Below are 26,827 nucleotides of genomic sequence, written 5' to 3' on the forward strand. Positions count from 1 at the left end.
AGTTAACAAAATTTAAACAGGCTGTAAACTTGTTAATTAGGCTAAGCCAATCCAACAAGTGGTCGCGCCTAAATGTGTAATGTGTTGGAGTCATTTATGAATTATGCAGCTGACAGTGGTTTATGTTTAGACCGAATCTTGGCATCGACTGATTTGTCAGGCCTGACAAAGAAAGATGCAGCTATGTTCACTCGACGATTAAAGGCGCATTTCCCTACGCTATTTGAAAAATACACGCATGTGTATGGTCACCAGTACGATTGCTATTTTCATTTACAAAAATTAGTCGAAACGTTAAGAGACGGTGTTAAGAACCGAAAAGCAGCGCTAAAAAAACTCGATGAAAATCGCTTAAAAAACCCGTTGTGGTATCGAGACCAAAATCAGGTTGGCATGGCCGCTTATGTTGACTTAATGGGCCCCACACTGAATGACTTACACGACCGCATTCCTTACTACAAAGCGCTTGGTATTACCTACCTTCATCTAATGCCACTTTACGATGCGCCAAAAGGTGACAGCGACGGTGGCTATGCAGTCAGCGATTACCGAAAAGTAAACCCGTCTTTAGGGACAATGGCTGATTTAGAGAAGCTCGCAGCGGCACTGCAAAAAGAAGGCATAAACCTAGTACTAGATTTTGTTTTCAACCATACGTCTGACGAACATCAGTGGGCAAAGGCTGCACTAGCTGGCAATAAGCAATACCAAAACTATTATTACCTTTTTGACGACCGAACAATTCCCGATCAGTTTGAAACCACATTACGAGAAATATTTCCGCAAGTGCGCCGCGGCAGTTTTACGTACAACGAAACGATGGAAAAGTGGGTGTGGACAACGTTCAATAGCTTTCAATGGGACCTAAATTACAGCAACCCAGAAGTATTCAATGCCATAACATCAGAAATGCTGTTTTTGGCCAATATTGGTTGTGCCGCGTTACGCTTGGATGCGTTGGCGTTTATATGGAAGGAAATGGGAACGAACTGTGAGAACCAAGATAAAGCACATGTTCTGATACAGGCGTTCAACAGTTGCTTACAAATAGCAGCACCGGCAGTAGTGTTTAAATCGGAAGCCATAGTGCACCCAGATGAAGTGGTTAAGTATGTCGACAAAGATGAATGTCAATTGTCGTACAACCCATTATTGATGGCGTTGTTGTGGAATTCATTAGCAACACGCAAAACACGCTTGCTAACGCGATCTATGCAAAAAAGTTTTCCAATAACAAGCGAATGTACATGGGTGAACTACGTAAGGTGTCACGATGACATTGGGTGGACCTTTGATGACGCGGTCGCACAGGAACTAGGAATTAATCCGTTTGATCATCGCTACTTCTTAAACCAATTTTACACCGGTCGTTTTGATGGCAGTTTTGCCAATGGTGTGCCTTTTGCTGAAAACCCGTCTAATGGTGATTGTCGGGTATGTGGTTCATTGGCATCGTTGTGTGGGCTAGAGGGTGCGTTAGAACACGGCGATCAAAAAGCAATAGATGATGCAGTGAAACGTATGCTTCTGCTTTACGGTATTACCTTTAGTATTGGTGGTATTCCATTGCTTTACTCTAGTGATGAAATAGCCAAGCTAAATGACTATAGCTATCGTAACGACGACAGTAAAAAGCATGATGATCGTTGGGTAAATCGCATTGCAGTTACCGAGCAAGATACCGCTTTAGCCCTCTCCTCTTCTAAAGCACTGAGCCCGCAGCAATCTGCGAGTAAAGCCGTTTTTGACGGGCTTCAAAAAATGCTGCAAATCAGAAAGACGAATGCGGTATTTGGGGACGCGACAACACACATTCTTGAGTCTGACAATCAGCATTGTTTCGCGTTCTTACGAGAAGGCCATGACAACCAAAAGTTATTGGTCATTTGTAACTTTAGTGAACATGTTCAGCAGGTAAGCGGGGATATTTTGAATACCATCGAACGCAAGCGCTGCAGTGATTTACTGACAGGAAGTACCATTGATGGAAATGAGGCGCTTATTACGCTTCGCCCATTTCAGCAAGTATGGCTGAGTGCCGACTAGCGGCTTGGCAAATCCGTAAGATTTTCTCGACCAAGGCAGTCACAACCGCCGTTGTGGCTGCACTACACTTCCCCCAAAAAGCTTAATTCCTATATACGCCAGACACTTAACATTTTTGTGTAAAATCACCCTGTGATTTTGCTGATGTGTTCTATACTTTCCGTTAAGCAAATCGAATTGCTTTCGCTTTACGTATAATGGTTGTGAACGTTGCTCTTGCGGCAATGCATCATCAATTATGTGGTGCCACTATACGGGGTAGACCTTACTTCATACGGATATGTGAAAATGGTGACGGAAAAAGCTATGCAAAGTGATAGTGCTTTGGAATACATGTGCCCGCATTGCGGCACAATTAATGAGTTAAGACGCGAAGCGCTGCGTGATATGTATCACGAACAGCACGAAACCTGTGACTGCTGTAAAAAAATGTTAAGTCTAACCCCAGCCGATGGTATAGGCGGACGTGTTAATCTAGTTATCGATGCTATCGAATCTGATAAGGCAATGAAATAATTTTAATTGACGTTAAGTAAAAAGCCGCTCAATTGAGCGGCTTTTTTATGTTCGTGGTTAGCGGAAAAAGTCCCGTCTAAGTTCGTTATCAGTTAAAAAACGCCCACCGAGGGCCGATGTTTTGGTATAAGAACTGGTGTCTCGAATACCCCTTGCTTTCACGCAATAATGTGTTGCATTAATGCTTACCGCCACATCATCGGTGTTCGCTAGGGTTTGAACCGCAACCAGTACTTGTTGCGTTAATCGCTCTTGCACTTGAGGGCGCTGGGCAAAAAAGCCAACCAAGCGGTTCAATTTTGACAAACCAATAACAGTGTCTTTCGGAATATAAGAAACCGTCGCCGTACCATCAATGGTCACAAAGTGATGCTCACATGTACTTGTCAAACTAATGTCTGACACTTGTACAGGTTGATCAATCTGCATTTTGTTTTCAATAGCAGTGATTTTCGGAAACTTGCGGTAATCCAGCCCACTGAACACTTCATTTACGTACATTTTAGCAATGCGATTAGGTGTATCGCACAAGCTATCGTCGGTTAAATCCAAGCCAAGCGTTTCCATTACATCACGCATTGCACTTTCGATGCGTTTACGCTTTTGTTCATCCGATAGGCCATTTTCAACCATAGGGGTTTCTAACCCTTTGGCTTGTAAGGCTTCTCGCACGCGCTGCGCAGGTTCTGAAATGGAGGGGTCCAGTGCATCACGCACAATTACCGCTTCTTTTGCTAACATTACTTTATCCGTTATTACTTCTTTTTTGATCTTGTACGTTAATCAAATCGTTACAGATCCATTACAAGGAAACATGACTTTTATTTAATGCCAATGCATCCTATTGGGTGTGTGGCACACTTTTGGTAAACCGTTACCCAACTAATAAGGCATTCGCGTTGAGTTCACCCATTTTAATTACAGGGGCCAGCCAAAGACTCGGACTGGCCATGGCAGAAAGTTTGTTAGAGACAGGTTACTCAGTAGTCATCACCTATCGAACACTTAAACCAACAATAACCGCACTCAAAGAGATGGGCGCCACCGTTTTACAGGCGGATTTTAGCACTGAGGCGGCTATTGATCGAGCAATTGATGAGATTAAAGCAATCAGTAAAACCTATCGAGCCATTATTCACAATGCCTCAGATTGGGCACAAGAGAAAGACAGTGAAGACAAGCACGCATTAATACACAGCATGATGATGGTGCACGCCGTTGCGCCCTATCGTATTAATTTGGCGCTTGAATCACACCTAACTAGCGATAAGGGACAAGCCGACATCATCCATATGACTGATTATGTCCAAGAAACAGGTAGCGAAAAACATATGGCGTATGCCGCTAGCAAAGCCGCCTTGCACAACCTCACGCTATCTTTTGCTAAAAAGCTCGCACCTCGCGTGAAGGTAAACAGTATTGCGCCAGCACTGCTCATGTTTAACGAGGGTGATGACGACACCTACAAGCAAAAGGCCATAAAAAAATCCTTGCTTGAAATTGTTCCCGGCGCACAAGAAGCGGTAAAAGCCATGCACTATCTCATGCAAAGCGATTACATCACAGGGCAAACTCTTCACCTAAACGGTGGGCGGCACCTAAAGTAATTCATTTCAATCAACGTATTTACGAATCGTCACAGCCAATTTATTTCATCACCCCTCACCTTGGTCATAGGCCTTGGTGAGGCTATAATCTCGGCTTTATTGTTTAATTGGAATTTACTATGCAAGGCAATCGCACTATGGCGCCCGAATGGCATGATATTGATGCCGTTATGTTGGCGTGGCCACATGCGCAAACCGACTGGGCACCTTGGCTTGAAGAAGCAAGAAGCACTTATCTTAATGTCATTGCTGCGGTAAACCGTTTTAATGCGGGCGTTATTCTGCTTTGTGCTGCTGACGATGTGGATAGTCTCAAGAGTCAGTTGCCTGACGATGCTCGTGTACTTATCGTACCCGCCGTTTTTAATGATACTTGGATGCGCGATTACGGCTTTATTACCTGTAAAGATGCAGAAGGCATTGGTTATCCAGTAGAGTTTCGTTTTAATGGCTGGGGAAATAAATTCAACGCAAGCGAAGACAACCTAGCAAACCAGCGTTATTTAGCGTCTATGTGTAATGCGGCACTGCGCAGCAGCCCAATCGTTGCCGAAGGCGGTGCACTTGAAATTGATGAAGACGGGCATTTGCTTAGCACCGCACAGTGTTTGTTAAACCCTGAGCGCAATGGCGATATGTCGCTGACGGCCTACGAAGACGCCTTTAAAGATATGCTAGGCTGTAGCAAGGTTACCGTTTTGCAACACGGTCATCTTGAGGGTGATGATACTGACGGTCACATAGATACACTTGTGCGTTTTACTCCGGATAAAGGCTTGGTCATTCAGGCGAGTAACAACCGACCACAAGACAGCCACTACGAGGGGCTAAAAGCATTGTGTGACGAATGCGCGTTAGAATTGCCAGAACATGAGCAATTCCACCTTCCGCTACCTTATATCGAAAATGAAGAGGGTGACAGGTTACCTGCGTCTTATGCCAACTACCTTATTTGTAACAAGGCTATCTTGTTGCCCGTGTACGGACAGCCAGAAGACGATGAAGCAATAGCCGAGGTACAAAAAGCGTATCCTGGGCACATTGTTGAACCTATTGATTGCAGTGTACTCGTAAAGCAGTACGGTAGTTTGCATTGTATTTCTATGCAAGTACCCACACATACATTAAAAGATTCGATTATTGCCACCTTAGAGAAAGGAGTGTCACTACATGCGCCCAACTAAGCTAAAAGTTGGTCTGGTACAGCAGGCCGTTGCCGATAACAACAAAGCAACGAACTGGAATAAAAGTGCCGAGCAAATAGCCAAGTTAGCCGCTGAAGGCTGTGAATGTATATTGCTTCAGGAACTGCACAGCACCATGTACTTCTGTCAGCAAGAAGATACTGACGCTTTTGATTTGGCAGAGCCAATTCCAGGTCCGGCAACGGAATTTTTCGGCGAGCTTGCAGAAAAACACAACATTGTGTTGGTCACCTCACTATTTGAAAAACGTGGTTCTGGGCTTTATCACAATACCGCCGTTGTGTTCGACAGAAGTAAAGAGATTGCCGGTAAATACCGCAAAATGCATATTCCTGACGACCCTGGTTTTTATGAGAAGTTTTACTTCACCCCGGGCGATATGGGTTTCACACCCATTGAAACCAGCGTTGGAAAACTTGGCGTATTGGTATGCTGGGACCAATGGTATCCAGAAGCTGCACGCCTTATGGCGATGGCAGGAGCAGACTTGCTGTTCTACCCAACGGCAATAGGCTGGGATCTAACCGACACCGATGACGAGCGCGCTCGTCAGCATGGCGCTTGGGAAACCATTCAACGAGCACACGCGGTAGCCAACTCAGTACCTGTTATCGTCGCTAACCGTACGGGCTTTGAAGCCTCTCCAGTAGAAGGCGACCCAGGTATCCAGTTCTGGGGGCAAAGTTTTATTGCGGGCCCGCAGGGTGAAATCTTGGCCAAAGCCGAAGCTGATGGTGAAACGACATTAGCCGTTGAGCTAGATATGGAGCGTACCGAGAAAGTAAAGCGCATTTGGCCTTACTTCCGCGACCGCCGCATTGACGCCTACGACGATTTGACAAAGCGATGGCGTGATTAATAAACACTGGCGAAAGTAACAGCTAGAGAAAAAGCGGCACAAAACTAAAAGGTTTGTACCGCTTTTTTTATGCTTGATTGACTATTTGGAAGAACACTCAACAACACCTTCTTTTCAGATAGTTTCACCTTAAAGCCCAACATCTTTTAGCGCTACACTTTTAAACGCTACACCTTAAAAAGAATGTCGTCATACATCATAAAAGTGTGCCGCGCTTTCTTAGGTAAAAGCGCCAGCATAACGTCTTCATCAATATCAAGCCCGCCCGTAAACTGCCCAAACGCAGGCATAATAAATAGCCCGTCGTTATGGGTGAAACATTTACCGGTAAAGCGACGCCGCGAAATAGCGGTGCGAGTCTTAGGGTGAAAGTGCCCTATTACTTGTGCTTTAACATTTGCTTGCTGAGGCTCATGACGAAACACAGCATCACCTAGCAGCACTTCAAAACACGGCGTTCCGGGTATGCCATCGGGTAAATCGGGATCGTGATTTCCTTCCACCCAAAACCATTCTTCTACGCGATGAACCAAATCACACAGGTAAATCCGATCTTCTTCTATCATGCGTGACATACTGTGTTTATCGTGAAAGCTATCACCTAAACTAATGACGCGACGAGGGTTATAGTCGCGTATTATCTTGTCTAATCGCACAAGCGTGGCCCTTGAATCTAGATTAGGTAACGGGTTTGCATAACTACTTAGGTAACTGCCTTTTTCCAAGTGTAAATCAGACACTATTAGCCAATCACAGGCTGGTAAATAGGCAACGCCACGGGCATCGAGGATCCATAGATAATCAGCAAATTTTGTAATGCTGAGCTGCCGCTGACCTAACTGCTGTGTCAGCCATGTGTCACTGATAGCCAAAATAATCCTTCTACTTCATCAATTAACGTTTAAACGTCATTTACTTACGCTCGGCAGTGGAAAGTAGCGCGCGCACTTCATCAAGCATACTTTCTGCTTCGGCATACAAATTAGCTTGCTCGATAATGGCTTGTGCCCCTGCGCCTTTTACTTGTTCACTGCGTACATCAAGCACAATGGGGATCGCCATGGGCGACGGTTTTTCTAAATTCACGAGCACCGCACTATCCACATAGCGAATAAGCAGGTTTGCCAAGCGCGTTAAGTCTAATAACTCGCGCTCGGCATCCGCCCGCGCAACCTTTAACAGTATATGGTCTGCGTCGTGTTCGCGCAGCGTATCGTATATTAAATCGGTAGAAAACGTGACCTGCTTCATGGTCTTTTGACTAGCGTGATAACGCTGCTCGGTCAAGCCACTTACCACCGCCACTTGTCGAAACGAACGTTTGAGCATAGGCGCTTGCAGCATCCAGTCTTCTAACTCATCACCCAAGATATCAGGTTGAAACAGCTGCTGAAGCTGTCCTTTGGAGAGTGTATTTACTGACGCTATTGACAGCCCGTAATCTGTCACACTGAAACTTAACGGTTTTATGCCCATTTTTTCCATTCGCCGCGTTAGCAGCATGCCAAGTGTTTGATTGGCTTTTCTACCGTCAAATGTATAGTAAAGGGTGTAGTAAGCTTGCCTAAAAGGGAACTGTTCGACCAATACATTGCCAGGTTGAGGTAGCTCAGAAAAGGCAGCTTGAAGGTTGAGCCACTCTTGCACCTGCCCGGGCAGAGCCTTCCACGTTGTCGGCGTTGCCAAAATGGCGCGTACACCGTCTGCTAAATACGTCGATAGGGGCATTTGCCCACCCGCATAACTGGGGATTTTAGGCTCTTTGGCTTTCGCGGGTTTTGCGTGTAGCTGCATATCGCGAATGGCCTCAAATTTGAGCACCTCTCCGGCAAAATAGAAGGTATCGCCAGGCGTTAGCTGCTGTGCAAAATACTCTTCTACTTCGCCAATAATTTTGCCTTGGTTACCCCGGCGGATACGCTTCACCTTAAGCCGCCCAGCTTCAACAATGGTACCGATATTTTGTCGATGACGCTGAATAACACGGCGATTGGCCGGAGAATAGGTGCCGTCTTCGTTTTGACTCAGGCGCTGGTAACGCTCGTAAGCATTTAGGGCACTGCCGCCGTCTTGGGTAAACTGCCATAGCTTGTCGAAATCATCCCTGTCCAACCCTTGATACGGCGTTGCCGAAAGTATCTGCGCATAAAGAGTATCTGGTGTATCAGGGTTACTGCACAAACAATTTAGGATAAACTGGGGAACAATATCGAGCGCGCCCGGTTGTGGCGATTCGCCATCTAGCTCTCCTTTTTCAATCGCCGTAATGGCCGCCTGACATTCCAACGCTTCAAACCTGTTGGCCGGCACTAGCAATGCTTCACTGGGTTCGTCTAAACGGTGATTGGCGCGCCCAATACGCTGCAGTAAACGGCTTACACCTTTTGGTGCCCCCACTTGAATTACCTTGTCCACGTCCCCCCAGTCGATGCCCAGTTCAAGGGCAGACGTACACACCACAGCGCGCAATAGCCCGCTTGCCATCATAGCTTCCGTTTTACGACGCTGCTCTTTACTCAAACTACCGTGATACAAGGCAATCGGGAGCGCCGCTTTATTTGCCTCCCATAACATTTGAAACAGAAGCTCTGACTGCGCACGGGTGTTCACAAAAACAAGGGTAGTTTGGGCGTTTTCAATGGCGTGATAGATATCATCAATGGCGTAGCGCGCCATAAAGCCACCAAAAGGCATGCGCGCTTTTGAGTGAAGCATCTCCACATTGGGCTTCTCGCCGGCTTTTACTTTAACAATGTGCGACTGGCTGTCAGTTCCAGCCAACCACGCCCCTAAGGTTTCAGGAAAGGCTACCGTGGCTGACAAGCCTATGCGTTTAAGCTGTGGTGACAGCACATTAAGCCGCGCTAACGCAAGCGATAAGAAGTCCCCTCGCTTATTGGCCATTAAGCTGTGGGTTTCATCAATGATTACACGCTGTAATTTGCCAAACAGCTTATCGGCGTCAGCATAGCTTAGCATCAGCATGAGCGACTCAGGCGTGGTTAACAGTATATGAGGCGGCTTTTTTCTCTGGCGCTGGCGCTTATGCGATGGGGTATCGCCAGTGCGCGTCTCTGCGGTAATACTTAATCCCATCTCCTCTATAGGTTGCAAAAGGTTGCGATGGATATCTTGGGTCAGGGCCTTAAGTGGGGAAATATAGAGGGTATGCAACCCTTTAAATTCTGCCTGTTTAGTGTGTTCATAAAGCTCCACCAAGCTTGGAAGAAACCCCGACAGGGTTTTGCCTGCGCCCGTTGGCGCAATTAGCAGAGTGCTTTTGTGTTGGTCCTTCTCTACCAACATGCGCTTTTGATAGTCGCGAAGCTGCCAGCCTTTTTGCTTGAACCAGTCAGTAAATACTGAAGGCAGTGATGTCATTTCTTGCTCGTTGTGGTTTTCTTTCATTATACGCAGGCTGCACTGAACGGTTTAGTTATATGAAAAGTGGCAAGAGATTGCGCCTTCTTACTGATTTTACGTATATATCGGTAGGTTTGTGTTCAAAATAGGTATTTAAACAGCGTGCATCCTGAAACATGGTTAAAAACAGACGACATTGGCCTTTATTGCGAACCAGGTGACTTTTATATCGACCCCATGAAAGAGGTCGCCACAGCACTTATCACTCACGGTCATGCAGACCATGCACGTGCAGGGCATCATAGCGTCTACGCCAGCACAGAGACGCTAGCTATCATGCGTAGCCGCTATGGCGAGGACATGGCTAAAGAGCAACATGCCGTGACTCTGGCCGAGCCGCTTTATTTCAACGATGTTTCAGTCACGTACTATCCTGCAGGGCATATTTTGGGCTCTTGCCAGTTGCTGATTGAATATGCTGGCTACCGCGTTGTGGTATCAGGCGATTACAAGCGTCGGCCTGACCCCACCTGCCCGCCATTTCAAGTCGTTCCGTGTGATGTACTTATCACCGAGGCAACTTTTGGTTTACCTGTTTTTACGCACCCACCCATAGAAAATGAAATCGACAAACTGCTGCATTCATTACGAGTATTTCCACAGCGATGCCATTTGGTGGGAGCTTACGCGCTAGGTAAGTGCCAGCGTCTCATAATTGCGCTGCGTCGAGCAGGGTATCACAAGCCCATTTACCTGCATGGTGCGCAAGTAAAACTCTGCGAACTCTATCGCCAATTCGATATTGACTTAGGCAATTTAATTCCCGTGTCAGACGTTGCAGACAAAGCTACGCTGGCTGGCGAAATAGTGATTGCTCCGCCATCGGCACTGGCAGACCGCTGGTCTCGAAGTTTACCCAATGTACGCACAGTGATGGCCTCAGGTTGGATGCAAATTCGCGCTCGCGCTAAACAGCGCAATGCTGAGCTTCCACTTATTATTTCCGATCATTGCGATTGGCCCGAACTCCTTCAAACTATTAAAGAGGTAAACCCCAAAGAAGTATGGGTAACCCATGGAAGAGAAGATGCGCTAATGTACCAAGCCCAAAAGATGGGCTACAAAGCGCGTGCATTGTCACTTGTTGGGTATGATGAAGCAGAACAAGGAGGTGACTAATGGAAGCCTTCAGTCATTTACTTGAGCAGCTTTACTACACCGCAGGCACGAAAGCCAAAGCGCAGCTTATTGCTGACTACATTGCCAATACACCCGACCCCGACAGAGGATGGGCTATTGCAGCCATGGCGGGAACTCTGCGATTTGATTTTTTTAAACGCAACACGGTTAAGAAACTAATAACCGAGCGCACCGACCCTGCCCTATTTGCCATGAGTTATGATTACGTTGGTGAGGTGAGTGAGACAGTGGCGCACCTTTGGCCTGACAATGAGCCAGTTTCCCCGCTGCCTTCGTTAGGAAGCATTGTTGAGACCTTTGCCAGTATTAGCAAGCAACGCGTTTCAGAGACCTTGGCTGACTACCTAACGATGATGACTCCCTCGCAGCGCTGGGCGTTACTAAAGCTTGGTACACGGGGGCTACGCATTGGGGTGTCAGCACGCTCCATTAAGCACATTCTCGCTGACTATGGCAATAAAGACATTAAGGATATTGAAACCCTATGGCATGCGGTCTCACCGCCCTACACCGAACTTTTGCAATGGCTTGAAGGGAAAGCGAGTAAGCCAAACATTGACGATGTGGTGACCTTTCACCCCGTTATGTTGTCACACCCCATTGAAGAGAAGGATATCGACGCCTTTGCGCCAAATACCTGGCAAATTGAAAACAAATACGACGGTATACGAGTGCAATTAAGCCTGAATACGCAGAAAGCAGCACCAGAAAAAGCGCTATATTCACGCACGGGCGATGATATTAGTCACTCATTTCCCGATTTACTCAGTGATATGTCAGGTCACATGGTGTTAGACGGTGAGTTGCTGGTGATCCACAACCAAGCTACAGACAATGCACTTCCTAATGTAGATACCTTCAACGCACTTCAGCAACGACTGAACAAAAAGAAACCCAGTAAAGCGCTAATGCAATCGTCACCCGTAGGCCTTATTGTGTATGACGCACTTATGCTTGAGGGTAAATCGATAACACAAATGCCTTTGAAGGCCCGCAGAGAAAAACTCGCCAACTACCTAAGTGCCAACCCACATCCGCAGTTGTTTTTGTCTGATGTACTAGATGCAGATTCACCACAGGACCTGAGAGCACTTCACAGCAGTGTGTGTGAAAACCGTGCTGTTGAAGGATTGATGATTAAACGCTTAGACAGTGTGTATGTGCCAGGGCGGCCTAAAGGGCAGTGGTTTAAATGGAAGCGCGATCCACTCTTGGTAGACGCGGTCATGATGTACGCCCAGCGCGGCCACGGTAAGCGTTCCAGTTTTTACTCCGACTACACCTTTGGCGCATGGGAAGGCGAGCAGCTATTACCTATAGGCAAAGCCTATTCAGGGTTTACTGACGAAGAACTAAAAAAACTAGATAACTGGGTGAGGCGACATGCTGTTGGCCGTTTTGGCCCGGTGAGAGAAGTAGAAAAAGCCTTGGTGCTAGAAGTCGCCTTCGATGCTGTGCATCCGTCTAACCGACATAAATCGGGCGTGGCCCTTCGCTTTCCGCGTATTCACCGCATTCGCTGGGATAAACCGGCAAACGAGGCAGACACGCTGGATACAGTAAAAAGCTTGATTGAACGTTAACGCTTAAAACCTGCGGGCTTTAACCTGCGGGCTTTTGCCTTTGCGCCCACATTGTCGTTATAGCTAGGCAATATCATCGTGCGTAGGAAGTGCACTGAAAGCCCCAAACTGGGTAACCGTGTAGGCGCCGCAGCGAATAGCAAACGCAGTGGCCTCATCAACCTGTTCAGCGTTTTCAACCCATTGGTTAAACTCAACCGTGTTACCAACACAAGTGGTGATGTAATACAAGAAACCGCCAATAAAGGAATCGCCTGCTGCCGTTGTGTCTTTTACATCAGCTTTTGGCGATGCAAGCGTGCCTTTGAATGTGGCAGTATAATAGTGAATGGGCTCGCCACCATCGGTAACAAGAACCAGCTTTACGCCGCTTTGTAACCACTGCTGAACTTTAATTTCTGCGTTGTCTTCGCCATAAAGCGCAGCAAGTTCTTCTCGGCTTGCTTTGATAATGGTCGCCTTTTTGGCCGCTTCATCAATGCGCGTAGGTGCGTTTGAAGTGTCGTCCCAAAATGCGGGGCGATAGTTAATATCCAAACACACCATCATATTATTCTGTTTGGCTTTATCTAACATGTAATGGGTACTCGGGAGCAGTTCTGGAGTAGAAATAGAACCAGAGCAAAAATGCAGAACGCTGTTGTCATCGCATTGAATTAACGACAGATCATCTTCTGAAATGTGCTTGTGCGCCGCATTATCAACGTAGAAATCAAATGAACGCTCGCCATCGTCGTCTAAATTAACGAATGCTAAGGCCGTTTTGCCCGCGTCAGTAGTCCACACAAAATCGGTATTCACTTGGTAATGCGCTAGCATTGCTTTAAGGAACTCGCCGAAGGTGTCGTTACCCACTTTAGATACCATTGCACTTTGCCCGCCTAGCTTTGCAACTGCCACGGCAACATTGGCAGGGGCGCCACCCGCGTAGGGTTGAAAGGGAAGCATTGCAGGTGCGCTATTGTCTTTTGGCGCAGCCCCCTGGCTTAACATATCAATTAGCACTTCACCTAAACATAAAATTTTCATACCCACCTCGACACTATTCATAATTCACTACTCGGGACGATTCGAACGTTACTGCGCTTCTAACGTCCACCGGCTTAGCAGACTTTCGCTGTAGTATTGACCATCACTCCAATTAAATCAACTAGATTGATTTAATTGTATTGTGCTTATGATTACACCATTAAGTGATGAGAATTGTGTGATAACCTTAGCGTAACTTTTGTCATAATGCTGATGCACATAGATAGTGAATACACCTGTAGACTTAAACGACAATAATGCACCTGAACTGTTAGATAATCGCTCGCAAAACGAACGAGAGGTGCTTGCACTTATACGTCAGCACGGTGCCCTCCCAAAAGCGACTATCTCAAAAATGACAGGCCTGTCTGCTCAATCTGCAACAGTTATTATTAAAAAACTCGAAGCCGACGATTTGGTTAAGCGACTTTCGCCCCTAAAAGGCGCGAAAGGCCAACCCAAGATCCCTTTTGCACTTAATGAAGACGGTGCTTTTAGTGTAGGACTTAAGATCGGCAGGCGCAGTTATGATATGACGCTCATCGATTTCGTTGGCAATGTAGTTGCCTCACTGCACGAACGCGTTGATTTCCCGAGTGTCGATAGCCTACTCTCTTTTTCACAGCGCGCATTTAATGTTGTTGCGAGCTCGTTAGACCAAAGCCTTACCACTCGGATCCGCGGAATCGGTGTGGCCATGCCTTTTGAAATATGGCACTGGGCAGAGGAAGCAGGAGCGCCAATAGAGGTGTTAAAACAGTGGCAGCAATGTGATATCGCAAGCCAGTTAAACGCATTGTTAGCCCTACCAGTTTTTGTGCGAAATGACGCCGCCGCAGCATGTAGCGCCGAACTATCGTTTGGCAACGCTCACCAATGGCGTAACTTCCTTTATATTTTTGTTGGTACTTTTGTGGGTGGTGGGTTAGTGCTCAATGGTTCTCTTTTAGAGGGCAAAAGCGGCAGGGCGGGAGCAATTGGCTCGCTGTCACTGTTTAATGGAAAGGAAGTACAACAACTCATAAAACAGTCTTCTCTTTATCTACTTGAGCAGCAACTTAATGCGAATGGCGAGAATGGCGGCCTTTTGTATGAGCACCCTTCCCATTGGCAGTGTTCTCCCCATGAAATAACAACGTGGATAAGCAATGCCTCGCAAGGACTCGCATATGCAAGTCACTGCGCAATGAGTTTGCTCGACCTCGATGGCATCATTATAGACGGCGCAATGCCCAACGACGTGAGGCAAGCGCTTGTAGACACAACGCAAAATGCACTATCGCGTTTAGATATGAGAGGACTGTCTCCTGTGACAATAACAGCGGGCAATGTTGGCGCCAAAGCGCAGTCCATAGGCAGCGCCAACTTACCTTTATTGGCTAATTACGCGTGAAGGTACGTTACCCATAATGTTTGCTTTAGAGTGCGAAATCTGCTGTCTCAAAATACATTACCGAGCGATGACTACAAGTATCAAATGCTGCATAAACTTGCTCAATACTTGGCGTTCGCGGCGCCACTGATGGTAGATGCTCTGCAGATGGGCAGCCCTCTGCTAACACAATGGCATCAAATGATGGCCTGCGCTCAATTCGATAGACATACATGGACTTTTTGCCATTTTCAGTTGGCAGGGAAACCCATTGGGTAGCATGATGATTTGGGTTGTGTACTGTTTGAGAGGCCGACGCGCCCCCCTTCTTGGAAGCTGGTAACTGTCGCTTATAAATTAGTTTCACAAATTGAAAACTCTCGTCTTCTTTCCATTTTGAACCACCGCGTTCAAAATGACCTTTATAGAATGTTGCTTTTATTTCAAAAGCATCACCGGCAATAAGCCTATTCAAGTCAAATGACTCTGGCAGTAGTGTTAGCAGCGCATTTCTCTGATCAACTTCTCGACGCGCTGTAGTAAGCAGGCTGATTAACTCACTTTGGTACCGACTTTCGACTTGATAAAGAATTTGATAGTCATGCGGCGTACTATATAGTGGGAGGTGGCTCGCATATAGGTGCAAGCCATCGCTGAACAACACCATACCATGCATACCCACTCGATGTGACTCATGACCACTATGCTCCCCGCCATGATTTTCAGTGTTGGCAACGCAATAACCTACAAGTGTAAAAAAGCACAGAAAAATTAAGCTAAATCTCATTTTTATTACTCGTGATGACGAAGACACAATACCTACATACCACTTGTTGCTCTTGGCATTCCTACAATGAATCCTGACTGTATGTGCGTATGGGTTGAATTGGCGAGAGTATTACATTGCGAACATTCACTTTTAAGCTATAAAATTTCAATATTCATTTCCAGTTAGGAAACGGTTTAATGGATACCGATGACTTGAAGAAATTTATAGAAATAGCGAACTGTGGCAATTTACAACGTGCGTCGGTCAAGCTGAATGTCACTGCTGGCGCCCTATCAAAAGTTGTTAAACGACTTGAGAACACACTTGGCACTACACTTTTCGATCGAATTGGGCGCAATATTGTACTTAATTCACAGGGAGCAAAGTTTCGCCAGTATGCATTGCATATTGTCCATGAGACTGAACAAGCGATTAGTGAGTTTATTGGTGCTGACCATACTACAACCGTAAAACTGTCTGGACCAGCGATCCTGCTCCAACATCAGCTAAGCGATATTGTAAAAGGGCTACACAGTATGTCCTTGGAATTTAACGTTGATGCAGTTTGGGAGGGGCAGGCGCTAAGTCATGTATCTACTGGGCAAAGCCATTTAGCTTTGGTCACCAAAGCAGGACTGCAAGAGCACGGTGCCAGAAGTGAGCTCACTTCTATTAGTTTAGGGAAAACGACGTATTGCATTGTAGCAGGCAAGTCTCATCCCATCATAAATTCATTGATAGATGGCAACGTCTCGATGGCAGGTTTGAGCAGTTTCGGTTTTGCCTGCCCTAATGTTTCCCCTCTTTGTGGCATTCGCCGAGGTATGGGCTCTGATGGTTGGCATGATGAAAAAATGCCAAGATACATTCAGTATCGCTGCAACGACTTTAGCACGCTTATATCTTTGGTGCGTCGTGGGTTGGCACTGGCATATGTTCCCGAGTTTGTAGCGACGACAGAAGAGCTCGCGACGATTAATATAGTAGAAAACCAGAGTTGTAACGAAGAGGAGGTCGTACTGGTTTACAAGCCCAGTCTGGCCAACGGTTGGCTCAACCGCCTCATGCAAACTCTCAAGAACATAGCTCAATAAAAAAGGCCATTTAACAACGTATATTTCATAAGTTGTTAAATGGCCCTAACGTGTTTTATTTTACGTTTTTAATGAAGGTTTGCATCTAGGAAATCGAGTAATCCCTGATACAACTCTTGTCTGTCACCTTCATCAAACACGCCGTGGCCTGCTTGTGAATACTGAAGATATTGAGGCGCATTGCCTACTTCTTCTAACTTTTCAGCAAGGGCTTCTGAGTTTATTTCAGGTACACGACGGTCTTTTGAACCATGGATAAGCATTACTTTGGCCTTAATTTCACTAGCATGACTAATCGGCGAGAACTCAGATAATACTTGTTTGTCGGTGCCCAGTACGCGCTGCAAATAAGCCTGACCGCCCCAGCTATTTGGAATATCACTTTCTGAATATACGTACTCTAGGTCGTAAATGCCTACATAGCCAATGGTACACTTATACAAATCTGGGTCGCGAACCACTGACATCAAGGCAGCGTAACCTCCGTAGCTAGCGCCGTAAGAACATACTTTGTTTCCGTCCACGTAGCCTTTATCAATAACGTACTTAACCGAGTCGTTAATGTCTTTAATCATCGCGCCGCCCCACTCTCGATAACCCAAGCGCTCGAAGCGTTTGCCGTAGCCGTCACTGCCTCTAAAGTTTACGCGTAAAACGGCATAACCACGGTTGGCAATCAACTGAGTTTCGGCATCATACTGCCAAAAATCTCGAGTTCCTTGTTGATGCGGACCACCGTGAATAATCACAACCAATGGTGGCTTGCCTTCGTTAAGCTTTACACTTGGCATGGTAAGGTAACCGTGAATGGTTTCACCATCTTCTGTAGGAATGTCGATAGGCTGCATTGCTGATAGGTAACCAGGGTCTATCCATGAGCTGTTCGCCCAAATAAATTCGGCCCCCATCGATTCACTATCAAATAAGTAGTATTCACCCGGATTTACATCGCTAGAAACGTGTACAAGAAGCGTTTTCCAATCTTTTGTCGCACTAGCTATATCAACGGTTTGCCCTTCAAATGCATCTGCTAGCATTTTGTGGATCTTACCAATCTTCGAGTTATTTTTAGCATAAACAAACGCTGACTTGTTTGGATAAGTAATACCTACTGCAGGCATTCCATTGGTATCTAAAATCACATTTTCAATATCGGTTGTATGCTCTGGGAACGCGCGCGCGTATTTACCTGTCTCAAGATTTAACGTGTACAGTGTGTACACTTCTTCTTCACCTGTGCGGCCAGACAGATAAATTGATTTATTATCTTCGCTAAGGCCTAGTGGGTATAGCCCTTCTTGAATTTCAAAAGCTTCGTTCAACGGCACCCATTCTGCGTCGTTATTTTTGCGATAGGCAGAGTGTCCGTTGCCATTTTCGTCGCGCCACGTCATAAAGTTAACCTGGCCTTTTTTCGTGGCTAGTGCACGGCTGTGCCCATAAGGTAATATGTCTAGTTTGCGCTTTTTACCACTGTAAATATTAAGACGGCTAATAATGGGAGGTCTTTCACGAGAGTCGTAATACAATGTCCCCTCTTTTGTCCATGGATATTCGGCAATAAGAATATGGTCTTCATCATCTTCTAGATAACTTAAGATCTCTTGGCTTGCTAACGTGTTTTCTTTACTTGATAAACGCGAACCCGTTCTTTCATCGCTAGCCCGATAACCATAAAGCATTTCTTTTTGCGAGCCATCGATATTCATGGCAAATAACTCGCCTGTCGGAATAGGACTATCGAGGTAACTTTGTTTTTCCGCGTATTCGAAAACCAGACGCTCATCATTTACCCAGTTAACCGTGTGGATAATGTCTTTATTACCTGGTTTGATACCGCCTACAATCTGCATATCCGCAGCATTTAATATGGCTAGGAATACTCGACCATCCACACGCACGCGCGCGGCAATGTGTTTACCGTTAGGCGATAGTTTTAAATCGAGGTAATCACCGTGTTTAATGAAGTATTCAAGTGGCAGCTGTTGCGAAGCGAAGGACGCAGCGCTCACAACTAATAGCATTAGCGAGAGTAAAATCCCTTTCATGATAAACCTTTAACGTTGTTTTTCGTAGTTCTAGCGCGTTTTTGCACGCCTGCAGTGTAATACAAAGCGTGCATTTAAAAAAGTACAGCACGCTTTGTTTAATGTTCTAGCGAGTCACCACGTTCTTGGCGCCTTTAATTAGGGCTTCTTTATCAATCTTATTAGGCACTTCTACACCGCGTCGCGCTGCTGGTCTCGCTTCAATGCTATTTTTCCAGCGAATAAGATTGTCCAGTCCCTCTATGCTAACGCCAGACCACTCATAAGTGCGTACCCAGCACCAGTTCGCCATGTCTGCAATAGAGTAGTCGTCAACCAAGTACTCATGTTCAGCTAAACGACCGTCTAAAACAGTGAAAAGTCGTCGCACTTCGTTTTGGTATCTGTCGATAGCAACTGGGATCTTTTCTTCTAGATAGCGATAAAACACGTTGGCTTGTCCCATCATGGGACCAATCCCCCCCATTTGGAACATAAGCCACTGAGTAACCTGACTCTTACCTTTTGCTGATTGGGGTAAAAACATACCCGTTTTTTCAGCGAGATAGAGCATTATGGCCCCGGATTCAAACACAACATGCCCCTGCTCATCACGGTCGACAATCACCGGAATACGTCCGTTGGGGTTCATGGCGAGAAACTCAGGTGTTTTTTGTTCGCCTTTCATTAAATTAACGCTATGGGCAGTATACTGAAGCCCCATTTCTTCAAGGGCGACAGAGGCTTTCCATCCATTGGGGGTTGCTGCGGTATATAAATCAATCATCAGGCTTTTGCACTCGCTCTGCTACTCACTGTCTCATACCAGCGAGCCAAGTTGGTTTGCTCTTCTTTCATTCGAATATCGACAACGCGGGCGAAGTCTAAGGCACACAATGCGGTAATATCTGCAATACTAAACGCATCACCGGCTATAAAGGGTTTTACACCAAGCCTACGCTCCAAGATATTTAAGTACTTCGATGCATTAATACCCGCTTCTTTTCCATACTCAGGTACCGGCACCATGCGGTCTTTAAAATAGCCCGTTGTATGTTGAAAGCACATGCCAACCTGAAGCATAAATGCAAACTCAACTTGTCGTTGCCACATAGAAATCGTTGCTTTTTCTACCGGCGTAGTGCCCATTAATGGCGGCTCAGGTTGCAGTGCTTCAAAATATGTACAAATAGCGTCGGTTTCTGCGATGCAGGTTCCATCGTCGAGTTCTAAAATTGGAATTTTCCCAAGTGGGTTTTTCGCACGCATTTCAGCAGTTAGATTCTCACCTTTTTGAATATCGACTTGAACATAGTCGACGTCTATTCCTTTTTCTGCGAGGAACATGCGTACTCGGCGAGGATTGGGTGCTGTTTTCGTTTCATATATTTTCATACTGTCAAACTCTCCATAGGCAACTCGGTAGGGCGAGGTGTGTATTGCTAATGTAGTCAGTGGAGAGTAGGCATTCAAATCACTCTGCTTAACAGTATGACTATTCAGCGCTTTTATGGTTATACCTATGTATGCGTTGAAGCTTAATCGGCCGAAGCTGCCGCTTGCAGAGAAGTTATCACTCTTAGCCGTTTTAGTTCGTTGGCACTAAAATGAGCCTTTTCATAGTCGACAATTTGTTGTTTCACGACATCACTTTCTAGGTCTTTATTCCCTATTGATTGTCGGTAGCTCTCATACGCTTTAACGCGCTCATCCCATGAGCTTTGTGCTTGCCAGGTTTTCCTGAATCGCTCGGCCACCTCGTGACCAAACTCGGCAGCCACGGCGTTGTAACGCGCATTTAGCGATGTGTGTGCGCGCTTTATTTGCTGAATCTTGTGCATGTCTACTGTTGGCTTAAATGCGTGTTTTTCAGCGTCGCTCGCATTTTCAATTTGCGCAAAGATCAAGGCTTGGCGCTGTGATTTGTCGAGCATTTTCTCTTGCGCTATCTGTAGCCTATCGAACGCGGCTTGATCAATTTGGGCGTCTTGACTAAACAAGTAGTAATATTCAATGTCGGAAAAATACTCACGCCTTAATAGTTCTCTCTCATCGAGTTTGTACGCAACATCGCGTAGATTTGAGAGCGACATATCTACCTCGATGTCTTCGTCAGACAACGCCACTTTGTATCTTACATAACGCTCAAAGAGATCTGTCGCCACACTCTCGGTATCATCGCTAAACGTTTCTCTCGCATACACATTGAAATGCGCTATCACCAACTCAGGTGCGGTTTCCTGCCTATCAAAAATAAATTTATCGAAATCGTCCTTAACGGTGAAGCTCAAATAAAAGGCATTCTGGTTCTGAGTTACGCTACCTATATTACTTTCTACTGACGAGGTTTGCGGTAGTGCAACTTGCGAAGAAGGTAGCATTGGTGTGTCGGCAACTAAATGTTGTTCTACTGAAGCAGCAGACTGCTGTTTATTAAGTGCCAACGTGCCGATAAGGAGGGCTGCAAGCCCTCCTAGGAAAATAAGAATAACCTTCATTACAAACCTAAGTTTTTCAGCCTATTGGCTTGATTAACGAATACATCAACTGGGTTTGTTTCAAACCAATGGGTGATACCAAAACTTTGGTTAACTTCATCCAAATGGTTCATCTTGTAATTGTCTTTCAGCACTTTGCCTAAGTGAGAGCTACAAGTAGACACAAGGCCATCGTTAGCTTCATTAAATGCGGTGCCCGTAATAGCAAGAAACGGGTCAGCAATATCCAGTGCATTGGTGAACGTTCTCGCCCCGCTCCAAGAAAAATAATAAACACCATTTTCTGCAAGCATCTTTCCATCGTTGCGACAGTATGCAGAGGGCATACCTTCTGGATACTTGCGATTAAAAGCAATACTGCCTGTGGTTGAAAGCGAGTCCATTGCTGCAATAGAGTCAGTAGGTTTGTCACGCGGGTCAGAACCTGAAGCAATCTCTATAATATTCGCAAAAGCATCAACCACTACACTTGCAGCGCCTTCTTGAAAAGAATCTTCAGCTATCGCATTGCGAAGTTGGTCAGCGACTTTACTGCCCCAATTAACACCCGCAACTGAGGAGACTGATGCCACTTTGTCTGGAGCAACACTAGCGGCGTAACGCGCTGTTGGACCGCCGTGACTGTGCCCAATAAGATTAACTTTTTGCGCTCCTGATAATGCGAGTACTTCATCGATATAAGCTAAAAGCTGTTCACCACGTACCTCCGAGGAATTGGCAGGAGAGACTTGAGCAACATATACCTCGGCACCATTGCGGCTAAGTTTATGCGGTACTTTGTAGAAGTAATCAACAAAGAGCACGTCATCAAAGCCAAATAGGCCGTGCACTAATACTATTGGGTACTTGGTTTTGGCGTACGTACTGGCGTGAGCTTGGCTAACAAGCGCCGCAGCAACAATAGCCACGGTTACAACGAGTTTTTTAACTAGTTTCATTGTGTGTCCCATAATTATATTGTCTATTGACATGAGGTCTGTGGTCAGACCTTTGTTATAATTATGTAAACACAATGTAAAGATCAACATTTGATGCGACACAAATTAGACGCGCGGTGTCGTATTGCTCAAATTTTTAGCACCCTATTTTTTCAAAGTCATTGTAAATCAGTTTGTTAACTGTATCCGCTGAGTATGCTCTACCATACTATTTTTGTTGTGCATAGACTGCATAAACACAACTAATGTAAACGTATTACTTTCTGTGACGATAGGTTTGAATGTAATTGACGGCGAGGCTCGACGTTGTAGCCCATTCACCTTTAAAAGGATTCAACTTCATGCCTATTTGGTGATGAAGCTCAAAAGCATCGCCTACCCAGCTATACAACTCTGCAGGTTTAACAAACTTGCGCCAAGCATGGGTGCCTATAGGTAGATAGCGCATAACGTACTCGGCACCTACTATGGCGATGATATAACTTTTAACAGTTCTATTTAAGGTAGCTAATATGAGTAACCCACCGGGTTTAACCATACTCGCACATTCCCTGATAAGTTGTTGCTGATCCGGAACGTGCTCTACCACCTCTGCATTAATCACTACATCGTACTGAGACTGTTCTTTGACCACATCGCTTGACAGCATATGTTTATAGGTCACCTTTACGCCTTCTTTAGCCGCATGCCGTTTAGCTACTTCTACACTTACTGCACTTGCATCAATTCCGGTGACCTTGGCGCCGAGTTTCGCTAGCGGTTCACTGATGAGTCCACCACCACTGCCAATATCAATAATTGACAGTGCGCTGTAGTCTGAAACAACGCTGTTTATTCCAAAATGACGCTCAATCTGTGTTTTTATGACTTCTAACCGCGCTTGATTAAATGCCAGTGCAGTTTTGTACTGCCCTTTTGGATCCCACCAGCTTTCAGCAAGTGCGTCAAATCGTGCGACTTCCTCACGAGAAAAATTCTCGCTCCCCGTTTTTTGACTCTTATCCAGCATATCAATTATTCCTTGGCACGTTATACAATCGCTACCATGTGGCTCACATGAAGTACTATGTTATTCTAAAGCTAGTAATACGTTGTGAAAGGAGTATTTGATTTGGCAAACGCAAAAAATGTCTACGGTCGACCATTGCAACTGTGCTGTGGAAATACAGGCTTCACACGAGAAGGGTTCTGCTACGTACCCGATGCTGATGTAGGCAACCACAGTGTATGCGCTGTTGTTACTGATGAATTTTTGCAGTTTTCATTACGCCAAGGCAACGATCTTATAACGCCATGGCCAAGTATGGAGTTTCCAGGGCTGCTGGCCGGTGATCGTTGGTGCTTATGTGCTTCAAGATGGCTACAAGCTTACCAAGCGGGCGTTGCGCCAAAAGTGCGTCTTGAAGCGACGCATGAAAAGGCATTGGATATTATTCCGTTAGCCCTATTGGAAGAGTACGCTGCGCAGTAGGTGATCCATTGAGCACCTACTGCAAGAGAGTTATTGCGGGGTTCGAATTACCATTAGGCGAGTTTCAGTCATGTCTTCTATCGCGTAACGGATGCCCTCTCGGCCCAAGCCCGAGTCTTTGACACCGCCATAGGGCATATTATCTACGCGCCAACTAGGAACATCGCCAATCACTACACCGCCAACATCTAACACGTTCCACGCTTTGTGCGCTTTGTATAAATCTCGCGTAAATACGCCTGCTTGTAGACCATAGCGGCTATTATTCACTTCATCTAATGCCGCATCAAAATCATCAAACGGTACTAAAATCGCGAGTGGACCAAATGCCTCTTCTGCGCTTGCATCACAGTCTTTTGGTACATTCTCCATAACCGTTGCCTCAAGCATCGCACCATCGCGAGTTCCTCCACACAGGATAGTGGCACCTTTATCTTTAGCCTCTTCTATCCAGCCGTGTAAGCGTTTTGCTTCACCTTCTGAAATCATTGGCCCAATGAAGGTGTCTTCGTCGGATGGGTCACCCGATACCAACGCTTTAACTTGCTCTACGAATTGTTGTTTAAACTCATCGTAAATACTGCTGTGAACAAGTAAACGTTGAACGCTAATGCAGCTTTGACCAGACTGGTAAAATGCACCAATGATTACCCGTTCTATGGCGTCTTTAATATCGGCATCTTCATCGACAATACATGCTGCGTTACCACCTAATTCAAGTACAACTGGCTTCTTCCCCGCTTTTGCCTTTAGTGCCCAACCCACATCTGGCGACCCAGTGAAACTCAGCAGTTTGAGGCGCTCATCCGTTGTGAATAAGTCCGCCCCGTCGCGGCTACATGGCAGAATTGAGAATGCACCTTTAGGTAAATCTGTTTCAGCAAGTACTTCACCGATAATCAGCGCGCCGATAGGTGTGCGAGAGGCAGGTTTTAAAACAAAGGTACAGCCGGCCGCAATTGCAGGAGCAACTTTATGTGCAGCCAAATTTAAAGGAAAGTTAAATGGAGAAATGAACGAGCAGGGTCCAATAGGTACTTTCTTGGTCATCCCTTGATACCCCTTGGCGCGGGCTGAAATCTCCAAATTAACCACCTCACCATTTATGCGCACAGATTCTTCGGCCGCAATTTTAAACGTATCAATAAGACGGCTCACTTCTCCTTTAGCATCCTTGATAGGCTTACCCGCTTCGATACACAAGGCTTGTGCTAGCTCATCAGCTCGTTCTGTAAAACGCTTTACACAGTGCTCAAGTACTGCTTGGCGTTCGTAGGGTGCCATCGCCGTCATTGCAGGTTGTGCTTGCTCTGCTGCCGCAATGGCTTTATCTATTGTGTCGGCGTTAGCCATTGCTACTTTCGTCGCCACTTCACCGGTAAATTTGTTGGTAACGTCTAAGTCGGTGTTCGCGAAATGGGCTTCGCTCGCAAGGTAATACGGGTAACTGTCCTTCAACATGTTTAGGCTCCTTTTCTCTGCCTTTGCCTTTGCATTTGCGTTTTACAGCTTAGCGCTGAGCGCTTTAATGGTGTGGTTCAGGGTTTCATCATTCATGCTGTAGTCAACAGGGCAATCAATAATATGAACACCTGGTGTATTCAAACACTTTTCCACCATTGGAATCAGTACATCGGTATCATCAACACGCCAACCTTGAGCACCATAACTCTGCGCATATTTAACGAAATTCGGGTTTCCATAATCCAAACCAAATTCATCAAACTGCATATTCGCTTGTTTCCACTTTATCATTCCGTACGCATCATCGCGCAAGATGATCACAACAAGGTCGAGCTTAAGCCGCACCGCAGTTTCAATTTCTTGACTGTTCATCATAAACCCACCATCACCGCATACACTTACCACAGGGACATCAGGTTTGACTAATTTCGCCGCAATCGCTGAGGGCAGCCCTGCTCCCATAGTTGCGAGCGCATTATCGAGTAACAGAGTATTAGGGTGATATGCGGGATAATTTCGAGCAAACCAAATTTTATACACACCATTATCAAGTGTCACAATACCGTTGTCGGGCATAACCTTGCGTATGTCTCGTACAAAGCGCTCTGGTAAAATAGGAAAGCGACTGTCATCCTCGGCCTCGGCTCTGTGATTGACATAAGCTTCGTGAACATCTTGATAGAAGTCGAGTTTCCAGCCCTCTTGAGGTGTAAGGCCTTCTTTAATTTGCCATATGCTATTGGCAATATCACCGACGACTTCTAACTGCGGAAAGTAAACTGGGTCAACTGCAGCAGGCTCAAAATTCACATGAATTACCTGTTTGTCGTTGTGATGCATAAAGAAAGGCGGCTTCTCGACAACATCGTGCCCTACGTTAATAATAAGGTCTGCGCGCTCGATAGCGCGATGAACGAAGTCACCATCCGATAGTGCGGTATTGCCAGCAAAGCGCTTGTCGCTCTCGTTTAACACGCCTTTACCCATTTGCGTGGTGACAAATGGAATACAGGTTTTATCAACGAACTCCCTTAGCATTTTTGCCGTCAGCTTTCTATTTGCACCTGCACCAATAAGTAGCAGTGGCGACTGAGCTTCTTCAATCATAGATATTGCTTGCGCAATAGCTTTATATTCTGCAATTGGCCTGCGGGAAACGCTCGGCTCAAGTAAATGGGCAGACGTCTGCTCTGCCGCTATATCTTCGGGTAATTCAATATGTACTGCACCAGGTCGCTCCTCGTGAGCTAAACGAAATGCTTCTCTCACCGTAGAAGGAATGCGATCGCCACTGACTACTTGCGTCGTAAACTTCGTAATCGGCCTCATCATATCGACGATATCTATGACTTGAAAGCGGCCTTGTTTGCTGGTCTTTATGGGCTTTTGCCCCGTTATCATCAGCATAGGCATTGCACCTAATTGTGCATAAGCTGCCGGAGTAACTAAGTTTGTTGCGCCTGGGCCTAGCGTTGATAAGCATACCCCCACCTTACCGGTAAGCCTACCGTAAGTGGCGGCCATAAATCCTGCGCCCTGCTCATGGCGTGTAAGTACTAATTTGATGGAAGATGAACGGAGTGATTCTAGAAGATCGAGGTTTTCTTCGCCTGGAATACCAAATACATATTCAACACCTTCTGCTTCTAGGGCTTTTACAAATAGGTCTGACGCTTTCATTTACTGCACGCTCCTTGTAGAGAGGTAGTTCGATAGAAGTGAACACGCTTTTGTTACGCCTACAGTATAGAAAACGATTGATAATTTTATGACATTTATTCAGAGG

23 protein-coding genes are annotated in these 26,827 nt (G+C 45.8%); 10 read left to right on the forward strand and 13 right to left on the reverse strand.

Annotated features, from left to right (window positions below; genetic code table 11):
• Positions 1-96: 96 nt before the first annotated feature.
• A complete protein-coding gene (locus JN178_RS18140) occupies positions 97-2,046 on the forward strand; it encodes an alpha-amylase family glycosyl hydrolase (protein ID WP_202262713.1) in 1,950 nt (649 codons plus the stop codon).
• Between the two features lie 288 nt (positions 2,047-2,334).
• Complete coding sequence (locus tag JN178_RS18145; RefSeq protein WP_202262714.1) at positions 2,335-2,562, forward strand: hypothetical protein; 228 nt, start codon at positions 2,335-2,337, stop codon at positions 2,560-2,562.
• A 57-nt stretch (positions 2,563-2,619) separates the two neighbouring features.
• Here JN178_RS18145 and folE read toward each other — a convergent pair whose 3' ends face one another.
• Positions 2,620-3,303 carry a GTP cyclohydrolase I FolE gene (folE, locus tag JN178_RS18150; RefSeq protein WP_202262715.1) on the reverse strand — a complete coding sequence of 228 codons (684 nt, stop codon included), beginning with the start codon at positions 3,301-3,303 and terminating at the stop codon, positions 2,620-2,622.
• 158 nt (positions 3,304-3,461) lie between these two features.
• On the opposite strand from folE, the gene folM reads away from it, so the two are divergent.
• The 3 genes from folM (at position 3,462) to JN178_RS18165 (ending at position 6,233) form a co-directional block, all read left to right on the forward strand.
• Complete coding sequence (gene folM, locus JN178_RS18155) at positions 3,462-4,169, forward strand: dihydromonapterin reductase (protein ID WP_202262716.1); 708 nt, start codon at positions 3,462-3,464, stop codon at positions 4,167-4,169.
• A 119-nt stretch (positions 4,170-4,288) separates the two neighbouring features.
• Positions 4,289-5,353: an agmatine deiminase family protein gene (locus JN178_RS18160; protein WP_202262717.1), complete on the forward strand. Its 1,065-nt coding sequence runs from the start codon at positions 4,289-4,291 to the stop codon at positions 5,351-5,353.
• Positions 5,340-6,233 carry a carbon-nitrogen hydrolase gene (locus tag JN178_RS18165; RefSeq protein ID WP_202262718.1) on the forward strand — a complete coding sequence of 298 codons (894 nt, stop codon included), beginning with the start codon at positions 5,340-5,342 and terminating at the stop codon, positions 6,231-6,233. The genes JN178_RS18160 and JN178_RS18165 overlap by 14 nt, the downstream gene beginning before the upstream one ends.
• 167 nt (positions 6,234-6,400) lie before the next feature.
• Here the strand turns inward: JN178_RS18165 and pdeM are convergent, their stop codons facing one another.
• Entirely contained in the window at positions 6,401-7,105 is a 705-nt protein-coding gene (gene pdeM / locus JN178_RS18170) for a ligase-associated DNA damage response endonuclease PdeM (protein ID WP_202262719.1), read from the reverse strand.
• A gap of 40 nt (positions 7,106-7,145) precedes the next feature.
• Positions 7,146-9,614, reverse strand: a complete 2,469-nt coding sequence (locus tag JN178_RS18175) for a ligase-associated DNA damage response DEXH box helicase (RefSeq protein ID WP_202262720.1) — start codon at positions 9,612-9,614, stop codon at positions 7,146-7,148.
• Between the two features lie 144 nt (positions 9,615-9,758).
• Between JN178_RS18175 and JN178_RS18180 the strand changes: the two genes are divergently transcribed.
• Positions 9,759-10,775 carry a ligase-associated DNA damage response exonuclease gene (locus JN178_RS18180; protein ID WP_202262721.1) on the forward strand — a complete coding sequence of 339 codons (1,017 nt, stop codon included), beginning with the start codon at positions 9,759-9,761 and terminating at the stop codon, positions 10,773-10,775.
• Entirely contained in the window at positions 10,775-12,379 is a 1,605-nt protein-coding gene (locus JN178_RS18185) for a cisplatin damage response ATP-dependent DNA ligase (protein WP_202262722.1), read from the forward strand. The genes JN178_RS18180 and JN178_RS18185 overlap by 1 nt, the downstream gene beginning before the upstream one ends.
• Before the next feature lie 63 nt (positions 12,380-12,442).
• Here the strand turns inward: JN178_RS18185 and JN178_RS18190 are convergent, their stop codons facing one another.
• The gene (locus JN178_RS18190; RefSeq protein ID WP_232369614.1) at positions 12,443-13,429 is read right to left on the reverse strand and encodes a carbohydrate kinase family protein; all 987 of its coding nucleotides are present in this window, start codon (positions 13,427-13,429) and stop codon (positions 12,443-12,445) included.
• A gap of 205 nt (positions 13,430-13,634) precedes the next feature.
• Here JN178_RS18190 and JN178_RS18195 point away from each other — a divergent pair, with 205 nt between their 5' ends.
• Positions 13,635-14,801, forward strand: coding sequence for an ROK family transcriptional regulator (locus JN178_RS18195; protein WP_232369615.1), 1,167 nt, complete (start codon positions 13,635-13,637; stop codon positions 14,799-14,801).
• 25 nt (positions 14,802-14,826) lie between these two features.
• On the opposite strand, the gene JN178_RS18200 is transcribed toward JN178_RS18195, so the two are convergent.
• On the reverse strand, positions 14,827-15,567 hold the full coding sequence (locus JN178_RS18200; RefSeq protein WP_202262723.1) for a hypothetical protein: 741 nt from the start codon (positions 15,565-15,567) through the stop codon (positions 14,827-14,829).
• A gap of 179 nt (positions 15,568-15,746) precedes the next feature.
• On the opposite strand from JN178_RS18200, the gene JN178_RS18205 reads away from it, so the two are divergent.
• Positions 15,747-16,643: a LysR family transcriptional regulator gene (locus tag JN178_RS18205; RefSeq protein WP_202262724.1), complete on the forward strand. Its 897-nt coding sequence runs from the start codon at positions 15,747-15,749 to the stop codon at positions 16,641-16,643.
• Positions 16,644-16,711: 68 nt separating this feature from the next.
• Here the strand turns inward: JN178_RS18205 and JN178_RS18210 are convergent, their stop codons facing one another.
• The 6 genes from JN178_RS18210 to ubiG form a co-directional block, all read right to left on the reverse strand.
• Entirely contained in the window at positions 16,712-18,691 is a 1,980-nt protein-coding gene (locus tag JN178_RS18210) for an alpha/beta hydrolase family protein (protein ID WP_202262725.1), read from the reverse strand.
• A gap of 106 nt (positions 18,692-18,797) precedes the next feature.
• Entirely contained in the window at positions 18,798-19,457 is a 660-nt protein-coding gene (locus JN178_RS18215; protein ID WP_202262726.1) for a glutathione S-transferase family protein, read from the reverse strand.
• Complete coding sequence (locus tag JN178_RS18220) at positions 19,457-20,065, reverse strand: glutathione S-transferase family protein (protein ID WP_202262727.1); 609 nt, start codon at positions 20,063-20,065, stop codon at positions 19,457-19,459. The genes JN178_RS18215 and JN178_RS18220 overlap by 1 nt, the downstream gene beginning before the upstream one ends.
• Before the next feature lie 143 nt (positions 20,066-20,208).
• Positions 20,209-21,168, reverse strand: coding sequence for a lipase secretion chaperone (locus tag JN178_RS18225; protein ID WP_202262728.1), 960 nt, complete (start codon positions 21,166-21,168; stop codon positions 20,209-20,211).
• Positions 21,168-22,106, reverse strand: coding sequence for a lipase family alpha/beta hydrolase (locus JN178_RS18230; protein ID WP_202262729.1), 939 nt, complete (start codon positions 22,104-22,106; stop codon positions 21,168-21,170). Before JN178_RS18230 ends, JN178_RS18225 begins: the two co-directional genes overlap by 1 nt.
• Before the next feature lie 256 nt (positions 22,107-22,362).
• The gene (ubiG, locus tag JN178_RS18235; RefSeq protein WP_202262730.1) at positions 22,363-23,115 is read right to left on the reverse strand and encodes a bifunctional 2-polyprenyl-6-hydroxyphenol methylase/3-demethylubiquinol 3-O-methyltransferase UbiG; all 753 of its coding nucleotides are present in this window, start codon (positions 23,113-23,115) and stop codon (positions 22,363-22,365) included.
• Positions 23,116-23,217: 102 nt separating this feature from the next.
• Here ubiG and JN178_RS18240 point away from each other — a divergent pair, with 102 nt between their 5' ends.
• Positions 23,218-23,577 (forward strand): DUF2237 family protein, encoded by a 360-nt coding sequence (locus JN178_RS18240; protein WP_202262731.1) that lies wholly within the window; start codon positions 23,218-23,220, stop codon positions 23,575-23,577.
• Between the two features lie 30 nt (positions 23,578-23,607).
• On the opposite strand, the gene JN178_RS18245 is transcribed toward JN178_RS18240, so the two are convergent.
• Both JN178_RS18245 and JN178_RS18250 read right to left on the reverse strand, forming a co-directional pair.
• Positions 23,608-25,038, reverse strand: a complete 1,431-nt coding sequence (locus tag JN178_RS18245; RefSeq protein WP_202262732.1) for an aldehyde dehydrogenase family protein — start codon at positions 25,036-25,038, stop codon at positions 23,608-23,610.
• Between the two features lie 42 nt (positions 25,039-25,080).
• A complete protein-coding gene (locus JN178_RS18250; protein ID WP_202262733.1) occupies positions 25,081-26,721 on the reverse strand; it encodes an acetolactate synthase large subunit in 1,641 nt (546 codons plus the stop codon).
• Between the last annotated feature and the right edge of the window lie 106 nt (positions 26,722-26,827).

It is taken from the genome of Alteromonas sp. KC3 (assembly GCF_016756315.1).
Classification (GTDB): Bacteria; Pseudomonadota; Gammaproteobacteria; order Enterobacterales; family Alteromonadaceae; genus Alteromonas.

Bases quoted from the DNA above. Each gene is read 5' to 3' on its own strand.
- JN178_RS18140 (WP_202262713.1), top strand. From the start codon at position 97: ATGAATTATGCAGCTGACAGTGGTTTATGTTTAGACCGAATCTTGGCA.
- JN178_RS18145 (WP_202262714.1), top strand. From the start codon at position 2,335: ATGGTGACGGAAAAAGCTATGCAAAGTGATAGTGCTTTGGAATACATG.
- folE (WP_202262715.1), bottom strand. From the start codon at position 3,303: ATGTTAGCAAAAGAAGCGGTAATTGTGCGTGATGCACTGGACCCCTCC.
- JN178_RS18160 (WP_202262717.1), top strand. From the start codon at position 4,289: ATGCAAGGCAATCGCACTATGGCGCCCGAATGGCATGATATTGATGCC.
- JN178_RS18165 (WP_202262718.1), top strand. From the start codon at position 5,340: ATGCGCCCAACTAAGCTAAAAGTTGGTCTGGTACAGCAGGCCGTTGCC.
- JN178_RS18175 (WP_202262720.1), bottom strand. From the start codon at position 9,614: ATGACATCACTGCCTTCAGTATTTACTGACTGGTTCAAGCAAAAAGGC.
- JN178_RS18185 (WP_202262722.1), top strand. From the start codon at position 10,775: ATGGAAGCCTTCAGTCATTTACTTGAGCAGCTTTACTACACCGCAGGC.
- JN178_RS18190 (WP_232369614.1), bottom strand. From the start codon at position 13,429: ATGAATAGTGTCGAGGTGGGTATGAAAATTTTATGTTTAGGTGAAGTG.
- JN178_RS18200 (WP_202262723.1), bottom strand. From the start codon at position 15,567: ATGAGATTTAGCTTAATTTTTCTGTGCTTTTTTACACTTGTAGGTTAT.
- JN178_RS18205 (WP_202262724.1), top strand. From the start codon at position 15,747: ATGGATACCGATGACTTGAAGAAATTTATAGAAATAGCGAACTGTGGC.
- JN178_RS18210 (WP_202262725.1), bottom strand. From the start codon at position 18,691: ATGAAAGGGATTTTACTCTCGCTAATGCTATTAGTTGTGAGCGCTGCG.
- JN178_RS18215 (WP_202262726.1), bottom strand. From the start codon at position 19,457: ATGATTGATTTATATACCGCAGCAACCCCCAATGGATGGAAAGCCTCT.
- JN178_RS18220 (WP_202262727.1), bottom strand. From the start codon at position 20,065: ATGAAAATATATGAAACGAAAACAGCACCCAATCCTCGCCGAGTACGC.
- JN178_RS18225 (WP_202262728.1), bottom strand. From the start codon at position 21,168: ATGAAGGTTATTCTTATTTTCCTAGGAGGGCTTGCAGCCCTCCTTATC.
- JN178_RS18230 (WP_202262729.1), bottom strand. From the start codon at position 22,106: ATGAAACTAGTTAAAAAACTCGTTGTAACCGTGGCTATTGTTGCTGCG.
- ubiG (WP_202262730.1), bottom strand. From the start codon at position 23,115: ATGCTGGATAAGAGTCAAAAAACGGGGAGCGAGAATTTTTCTCGTGAG.
- JN178_RS18245 (WP_202262732.1), bottom strand. From the start codon at position 25,038: ATGTTGAAGGACAGTTACCCGTATTACCTTGCGAGCGAAGCCCATTTC.
- JN178_RS18250 (WP_202262733.1), bottom strand. From the start codon at position 26,721: ATGAAAGCGTCAGACCTATTTGTAAAAGCCCTAGAAGCAGAAGGTGTT.